Origin of the sequence: Vibrio sp. 2304, from assembly GCF_033339475.1 — a bacterium.
GTDB classification, from domain to species: domain Bacteria; phylum Pseudomonadota; class Gammaproteobacteria; order Enterobacterales; family Vibrionaceae; genus Vibrio; species Vibrio alginolyticus.
Genome location: NZ_JAWOUQ010000091.1, coordinates 1 through 584, shown reverse-complemented (window position 1 = coordinate 584; position 584 = coordinate 1). Strand labels below are relative to the sequence as shown.

Annotated in this window: 1 protein-coding gene; it reads right to left on the bottom strand. The window is 50.3% G+C overall.

Going from position 1 to position 584, the window contains the following annotated elements; genetic code table 11:
* The coding region (locus R7P64_RS24420) for an aminotransferase class I/II-fold pyridoxal phosphate-dependent enzyme (protein ID WP_318124203.1) at window positions 1-584 on the bottom strand (584 nt) is incomplete at both ends.

The following is a 584-nucleotide window of genomic DNA, read 5'->3' as shown; positions in this document are numbered from 1 at the left end:
GATGATCAGTGGGATGTTGTTCTCGCGCGCCAATTTGTCCAGTTTACGCACTTCTTCGTCAGTCAGTACGTTACCTGTTGGGTTGGTTGGGCGAGATGCACAAATTGCTGCGACGGAGTCATCGACGGTGAGCTTTTCAAAATCAACGTGATATTTGAATAGGCCGTTGTCGAGTAGCTCTATTTCTGGATGGTACGAAACAAAAATGTCTTCATCGATACCTGCATCACCGTAGCCAATGTATTCCGGTGCGATAGGCAACAGGACTTTTTTGTGCGAACCATCTGGCTGCTGACCAGCAAACAAATTAAATAGGTAGAAGAACCCGCTTTGGCTGCCATTCGTCAGGCTAATATTCTTCTCACTGATGTCCCAGCCGTATGTTTCACGAAACAGCTGAGCGAGCGCTTTGACGAACACGTCTTTACCCTGAGGGCCATCATAATTAGTGAGCGCGGCGACGAGTTCGCCACTGGCGAGCATTTCTTCACTGGCTTGGTGAAAGTAATCGCGCATGGCAGGAATGGCGGCCGGGTTACCCCCACCGAGCATGATGGCACCTGGCGTGCGTAGGCCATCATTCA